The 6,133-nt window shown below is 59.3% G+C and carries 6 protein-coding genes and 6 pseudogenes; 7 read left to right on the forward strand and 5 right to left on the reverse strand.

Annotated elements, in window-relative coordinates; all coding sequences use genetic code 11:
* A pseudogene (locus BMY06_RS37870) lies at window positions 1–238 on the forward strand (IS6 family transposase); the annotation flags it as partial.
* Between the two features lie 439 nt (window positions 239–677).
* On the opposite strand, the gene BMY06_RS37875 reads toward BMY06_RS37870, so the two are convergent.
* Window positions 678–899: a hypothetical protein gene (locus BMY06_RS37875; protein ID WP_074987901.1), complete on the reverse strand. Its 222-nt coding sequence runs from the start codon at window positions 897–899 to the stop codon at window positions 678–680.
* Between the two features lie 476 nt (window positions 900–1,375).
* On the opposite strand from BMY06_RS37875, the gene BMY06_RS39855 reads away from it, so the two are divergent.
* Both BMY06_RS39855 and BMY06_RS37885 read left to right on the forward strand, forming a co-directional pair.
* The gene (locus BMY06_RS39855) at window positions 1,376–1,762 is read left to right on the forward strand and encodes a hypothetical protein (RefSeq protein ID WP_161495555.1); all 387 of its coding nucleotides are present in this window, start codon (window positions 1,376–1,378) and stop codon (window positions 1,760–1,762) included.
* A 338-nt stretch (window positions 1,763–2,100) separates the two neighbouring features.
* Window positions 2,101–2,937 carry a spermine/spermidine synthase domain-containing protein gene (locus BMY06_RS37885; RefSeq protein WP_074987902.1) on the forward strand — a complete coding sequence of 279 codons (837 nt, stop codon included), beginning with the start codon at window positions 2,101–2,103 and terminating at the stop codon, window positions 2,935–2,937.
* Between the two features lie 23 nt (window positions 2,938–2,960).
* On the opposite strand, the gene BMY06_RS37890 is transcribed toward BMY06_RS37885, so the two are convergent.
* On the reverse strand, window positions 2,961–3,161 hold the full coding sequence (locus BMY06_RS37890) for a ribbon-helix-helix protein, CopG family (RefSeq protein ID WP_074987903.1): 201 nt from the start codon (window positions 3,159–3,161) through the stop codon (window positions 2,961–2,963).
* A gap of 57 nt (window positions 3,162–3,218) precedes the next feature.
* Between BMY06_RS37890 and BMY06_RS37895 the strand changes: the two genes are divergently transcribed.
* Complete coding sequence (locus BMY06_RS37895) at window positions 3,219–3,452, forward strand: DUF2471 family protein (RefSeq protein ID WP_074987904.1); 234 nt, start codon at window positions 3,219–3,221, stop codon at window positions 3,450–3,452.
* A gap of 113 nt (window positions 3,453–3,565) precedes the next feature.
* Here the strand turns inward: BMY06_RS37895 and BMY06_RS37900 are convergent.
* Window positions 3,566–3,863 (reverse strand): annotated as a pseudogene (locus BMY06_RS37900) (ATP-binding protein); the annotation flags it as partial.
* Between the two features lie 216 nt (window positions 3,864–4,079).
* On the opposite strand from BMY06_RS37900, the pseudogene BMY06_RS39410 reads away from it, so the two are divergent.
* Window positions 4,080–4,205: pseudogene (locus BMY06_RS39410) on the forward strand (IS110 family transposase); the annotation flags it as partial.
* Between the two features lie 62 nt (window positions 4,206–4,267).
* Here BMY06_RS39410 and BMY06_RS39860 read toward each other — a convergent pair.
* Entirely contained in the window at window positions 4,268–4,513 is a 246-nt protein-coding gene (locus BMY06_RS39860) for a hypothetical protein (protein ID WP_074987905.1), read from the reverse strand.
* Window positions 4,514–5,013: 500 nt separating this feature from the next.
* Between BMY06_RS39860 and BMY06_RS39865 the strand changes: the two are divergent.
* Both BMY06_RS39865 and BMY06_RS40755 read left to right on the forward strand, forming a co-directional pair.
* Window positions 5,014–5,274, forward strand: a pseudogene (locus BMY06_RS39865) (transposase); the annotation flags it as partial.
* A gap of 44 nt (window positions 5,275–5,318) precedes the next feature.
* Window positions 5,319–5,603: pseudogene (locus BMY06_RS40755) on the forward strand (PDDEXK nuclease domain-containing protein); the annotation flags it as partial.
* A gap of 144 nt (window positions 5,604–5,747) precedes the next feature.
* Here BMY06_RS40755 and BMY06_RS37920 read toward each other — a convergent pair.
* A pseudogene (locus tag BMY06_RS37920) lies at window positions 5,748–6,026 on the reverse strand (aminopeptidase N C-terminal domain-containing protein); the annotation flags it as partial.
* Between the last annotated feature and the right edge of the window lie 107 nt (window positions 6,027–6,133).

The raw sequence follows: 6,133 nt of genomic DNA on the forward strand, positions 1-6,133 counted from the left end.
AAATAACCGCGCCGAGAACAGCCACCAGCCAACCCGTAGGCGCGAACGCCAGATGTGTGGCTTTCGCGATGCGCGTCGCACGCAGGCTTTTCTTTCATGCTTCGGCCCGATCCGTCAGCACTTCGCGCTTCCAAGGCATCAGATGAACGCTGCACGTCATCGTGCCATACTTCAAGAACGCCTCGGCACATGGCGCGCTTGGACTCTTTCCGCCGCAAGCGAGACCGTTATCTGTTAAGGATAACTACGCGCGTGACGCACAGTTGCCCACAGCCGCCAACTTGACAATGCCCACCTCGGAGGTGATGTCGCGCGAGACGCTGCACGGGGGGAGGCGTTCAAGCCGCGGCGATGCTGATGGGCAACTGGGCGCATGACTTCCGGGCGGACGGGCCTGACACCAATGCGCCGGCAAACCTCAGTGCGTAGCTGCCAAATGCAGCGGCGTCCGACAGGATCAGGCCCAGATCAGATTTTGACCTTTGCGACCGCAGGTTCCCGCAGGGCGAACCGGTCGGCAGGCGATGCGGGTTTCAACACATCCTGAGCGCATCGTCACTGGATCGATCAGCCATCCGGCCCAATGCCGGCAATTCCCATCGGAGTCCAACCCAACTGGCGCCACCGACGCCTAATGACCCCGACAGAATGCTATCTGCAGTGAGTTTGACACAGACCTACTTGCAGCTTGCCAGAAATGCCTGGCCCGCAGCAGTAATCATGATGCCGGAGCCCATGTCCGATCGATAACCGGCAAAGCCCGCACTGATCAACTCTCGCGCGACCGACCAGCCAAGCGCCGGCGCATCTCTTCCCTCTCTTACTTCGGCGAGGCGTTGCAACGCCCAGATTGCCGATGGGGAGATGCTTCTTTCGTTTGACGTTTCCCTGTCGATCACGGCTTCTCCAAAGAATGGCTTGGACCGATTGCTCACGGCGAGTTCAGGCCGGGCCTAAGGCAATTGGACTCGCACGACGGCTTTCACGAGATCAACACCCCGCTTGCCGCGATGATCCGCCCGCAGCATGGCACCTTGGCTGACGCTAGCGGGACGCCAATCCTCCATACGACTAACTACACGTCCGCTCGCGATCTCCCCACGCCGGAGTCAGGACATGTAACCTCGCAGGCTCCGAAAAATGCCCGCAATTCCCTTTCCCAGGTATTGACCTGCAGATCGACGTAGACACCCGCAAGTCGCTTCATTTCCGGGTTGAGGTACACCGCTTCAAGCGAGCGAGGCCATATACCCTGCGCAAAACACTGGTCGTCCGCATCGAGCAATAGCCACGGATGCCCCCTGAACCGTGTGCTGGCAACGGAAACCGCGTCCAGCACATGCCGGGCCGACTCCCTCGGATAGACGAATGCTAGGTGAATGCCGACGGCAGCGAGCTGCTCGCCGACGTCATGAAACCGGTAGACCATCTGGAAACCGCGCTCTCCACCACGACCGACGCCCACTACGACCAGCCCCCGCCATCCGGCAATTTCCCGCAGACGCACACGACTCCGGTCAGGTCGCAACAGCATCCCATCTGGATCGAGCATAGCGGCATCCTCAACGAATCCCCCCACGGTCGCCGGAAGGTGACGACCCGCATCGAGACACAAGTGCAATATAATGTAAATAATATGATAATGCAATTTGCACATCATGATGGCCGCAATCCGCAGCGAGACGCCGCTGCCACGTTCATGGTGGACACGCGCCGCCCGGCGAATGCGACGACTGCCCCGTATGCTCTCGATTCTCAATAGAACACCGGCAAGGAGGAAGTATGGGATGTACGCGTAGACTCCGCCATGAGCAACGCAGGAACGAGGGAGACGCCTTTGGCTTCCCGGGGAAAACCGCCCCCAGGAATGGACCGGGCACGTACGTGGTTGCGTTGATCAAGCATCTGCGCACAAGGTTCGGCGAAGCCCCCTTGCGAGGATATACACGTCGCTGGTGGCGACCATGAGCGACTACAGCACCCATGCACTCAGCTTCATGTCAGGGCTCGCTTCGCAGGAAGACGGACTGGCATATGCTGCATTGTCCAGCCGGACACCGCAGCGTTTCACGCCCTTGCTGACCACCCGATAAGTCGAGCATGAACGACGACCAGACATCCCGCGACACCTTAGCCGAGTTCCTCTCGACACCCTTGAATGGTACGCGACCATTCGTGCTGGAGACGCGAAACGCCGTGTCCCTGCATTTCGACCACTTTTCCACGCAGAGCTGCATGTCGCGACGTGCGCCAGACAGGCTCACGCTCGGCTATACGCGCACCATGATGGGATTCCTGCTACTGCAACCGGCTCCGAGACACATCTGTATGATCGGGCTGGGCGGGGGCTCGCTGGCGAAGTACTGCCACAAGCACCTCCCTGAAGTGAACATCATCGCGGTGGAGATCGATCCGGCAGTGATTGCGCTGCGCGATGTGTTCCGGATTCCGATAGACGACACCCGCTTCCGGGTCGTATGCGCCAATGGTGCGGACTACGTCCAGAACGACGACTACTCAGCCGATATCATTCTGGTTGACGCATATGTATCGGGTGGAATCGCCCCCCAGTGCACAGAAATGACGTTCCTCACGGCATGTCGCGAACGGTTGACGCCGACAGGCGTTCTCGCGATCAATTTCACCGATGACGACCCCGCACTTGACCTTTACGTCGAGCGTCTGAACTCCGTGTTCGGAACATCATACGCATTGGTACGGTGCGAGGACGACAGTAATTTTGTAGCCTTCGGCTGGAAAGACCAAGGCTCGATGCCATCCCCGCGCGTACTGCTGGATCGGGCTTTCAGGTACGCATGGGCAGATGATCTGAGACTGGCCGCGACAGCCAGACGCCTGATGGCCGGCCTGAGTCTTGACCCGAAGCAACTCGTCTGGCGAGAAAACGGGCACGCGCATTGGGAGCCGGGCGCCTGAGTTCATCGCCTGCCCGGTCAGTCTCAATCAGTCGTGCTACGGCCGACCCGTTTTCCGAGCGCGTTCTTCGTCTTGTAGGTGACGCCGTGACTTTCGAGATATTCGCGGATCAACTGCCGGACAACCTGAGATGAGGTTAGATCTTGTGCGGCACACAGCTTTTCTAATGCGTTCTTCTTGTCGGGATCGATCAGGATGGTCAGGCGGGCGGTTTTCTTTTCCATTGCGGCAGGAAATGGCATGTATGGTAATCGGATTATAATATATCTTGGCTGAAAGCGATGTCCATGCTGGCAGGAGCGCATCCTGCGCGCCACGATCAACCTGCGGCACCTCGCCACTGTACCCGCACACCGCTTCCTCGTTCGGCAACAGCCAAGCCCGGCTTTCTAGCGCGGCATCCGGATGCGGTGCGTCGTGGTTTTGCCCGCCTCGCCGACAGCTGGTTTGTGGGCAGCGATATTGACGCGCAAGTCGACTGGCAGCGTGACGACGATCCGCTGCCAGCGGGCTAAGCGATCATGCGCGGAATCGTAACGGAACAGGATTTGATTCCGACGGATATGAAGTCCTAATCAAATTCAATTCGTACACTGCCGTTCAGACCGGTAGCTTGCGTGTTGCGTCGATGGGTTTTCCCAACGCCACGGGTCCGAGAAGCACGACATTCTCGGTGCGCTCCACAAAGGCGAGACTGTCGAGTTCGAGAACCAGTGCTTTCGGCACGCCGAGCACGAATTCAGAGTCGAACTCGTCAAGCGTATTGATTGCAGGGAAGACAGCCAGACGCGTCAGCATCCGCGCATTCGTTCCGCGCGAGCCATCGCCTCGTCCTTCAAGGCCTGTTCAAGGAAGTCGAGGTAACCGAGCTCGCGTTTCGCGGCCATCTGTCCGAGATGCGCAATCTGTGTTGGCAAGTGCAGCAGGCGTAGAACAAAATAAAAGCTGTCACAACGCGCCGGGCGCTGGCCCGTTTGGGAGTGGCACTGAAACGCTGCCATGGCAAGCACGTCGCCGTTGCCGTTGCCTAGAGAATGAAAGGGACTTCCCCGTTCTGAGGCTGCGGCGGAAGCCGCGAGTCGGCATCAATGTGCCAGGATGAAGTTGCGAACGTTCATCGACACCAGCGAGAGGGGAAGTCCATGCCTATTATCACTATCGGAATCGATCTTGCCAAGAATTGATTTGCCGTTCACGGTGTGGACGAGACCGACAAAGCGATGCTGATCAAGCCGCGTGTACCGCGCGATCAACTGGTGGACTTGGTACACAACTCTACACGCATGACAGGAATGCTGAGTATGTTAGCGATGAAGTGGCGTGTGAAGCATCATTGCACGATTGCAACGATAAATGTTGCAATGGCCACCGGCAACGCCACGACCGCCGACAGGCCAAACCACCTCAGCAGCCGCGCGCGGGCCAGTTCTCTCCGGCCACGCGCGCGATGGGGCTCAAGTTCAAGCAGCAAGATGATGCAACTGTGCCGTGCCCCGGCCCAGAATGCTGACTGTGCGCTCAGGAACACGTACGCAACGACCCAGAAAAAACAGGCTTTCGATATAATCAGCAACATGAAATTCTTCCAACCTCCCCGTCTGCTTTGCCCATTCACTGGCTGCACCTGATCAGCCGATTTTCCTCATAGCCTATAACAGGCACCACCACGGACGGAAGCACAAAAGTTTGTCTGGATCAGACAGTCTAACGATCGCCCGTGCACCGAACCTTCGGCCCGCATCACCGCCCCACCCCAAGGATGAGTACTGCCGGCTCGACGTCTCCCGAACAGGATGCCAGCGCGTCTGGCGTGAAAGGAGCGCCGTGCCCTGATCGTCCCGGGCAACAGCTCGACCTTCCGGCGCCTCTGCATTCATGATTCGGTTGCAATGATTCACTTATCCTGATTTCGGGCTCCGGCAGCCTGGAAAGCGGGATTCGAGCGGACTCCGCGGTCAACACGCATCGACAGCTGCGAGCATTGTAGACAGAGGTGGCCGCGCAAAATCGGACAGCGGGATAAGTGGAATGATCGGGGCCTGAGCCAGCGATAATGCAGGCAAAGGAACCGAGAAAATGACGAAACGAACCCGACGCACGCACTCAGCGGCATTCAAAGCGAAAGTGGCCCTGGCGGCAGTCAAGGGCGAGCGCACGCTGGCCGAACTGGCGCAGCAGTTCGATGTGCATCCGAACCAGATCACAGAGTGGAAACGGCAGTTGCAGGAGCGTGCGGCTGACGTGTTCGGTGCGGCCGGCCCGGTGTCGAGCGAGCCACCGGTGGACGTGAAGACCCTGCACGCCAAGATCGGCCAACTCAGCCTGGAAAATGATTTTTTAAGCGGTGCGCTCACCAAGGCGGGATTGCTGAGTGCGCAGCGGAGCGGGACTGGTACGCAGCCAGGCCCTGGAGCACGGCAGGTCGCGCAACGTGCTGGCCATGCAGATCGACACCGGGGCGCATGCGTGCCGGGAGCGCCGTCACGAACCTCACGGAGCGGCTGCCACCGCCCCAGTCGGATCTCGCGCGCGAAGCGCTGAAGGATCCATACATCTTCGATTTCGTGGACCTCGTCGAGGACGCGCAGGAACGGGACATCGAGCAGGCACTCACGCGCCACATCACGCGGTTCCTGCTGGAGCTGGGCGCCGGCTTTGGTTTTCTGGCGACGTTGCTGTTAACGACTTCGGCAATTGCGTTCTACGGGCTATCGCAGCTCAACGAGCAACTCGATAACATCGCACGCGTCAATAACACAGAAGCGCGTCTGGCTAACGCGCTGCGCTCGTAAATTCAGGATCGAAAGACGTCAACCAAGCGCCTTGCGGACCACTTCGATCACGTCACGCGACCCGACCTGCCCGGCGACTGCGGCGAGCGCGCCGCGCATTGGCTCGCGCAGGGCGGGCACATAAGCACGCCATCGTTCGAGCATACGCGCGAGCCTTGCGGCAACCTGCGGGTTCAATGCATCGAGTGCCACAACCTGCTCCGCCCACAGGCTATAGCCCGAACCGTCCGCGGCGTGAAACTGCGCGGGGTTGGCGCCACAGAAGCAAAAAACGAGCGCGCGGGCACGATTGGGGTTTCCGTAGACCGTATTGAAAGTGTCTACATGAACGCCCCCCTTTGCGCCAGGTCTCCAAGGTGTTGACGAACAGGATGGGCTGCAGCTCTACATTCGTACATGGACTC

Origin of the sequence: Paraburkholderia tropica (assembly GCF_900109265.1) — a bacterium.
In the GTDB taxonomy this organism is placed as follows: Bacteria; Pseudomonadota; Gammaproteobacteria; order Burkholderiales; family Burkholderiaceae; genus Paraburkholderia; species Paraburkholderia tropica.

Coding starts and splice junctions, on each gene's coding strand:
- BMY06_RS37885 (WP_074987902.1), top strand. CDS start 2,101: ATGAACGACGACCAGACATCCCGCGACACCTTAGCCGAGTTCCTCTCG.
- BMY06_RS37890 (WP_074987903.1), bottom strand. CDS start 3,161: ATGGAAAAGAAAACCGCCCGCCTGACCATCCTGATCGATCCCGACAAG.
- BMY06_RS37895 (WP_074987904.1), top strand. CDS start 3,219: ATGTCCATGCTGGCAGGAGCGCATCCTGCGCGCCACGATCAACCTGCG.
- BMY06_RS39860 (WP_074987905.1), bottom strand. CDS start 4,513: ATGTTGCTGATTATATCGAAAGCCTGTTTTTTCTGGGTCGTTGCGTAC.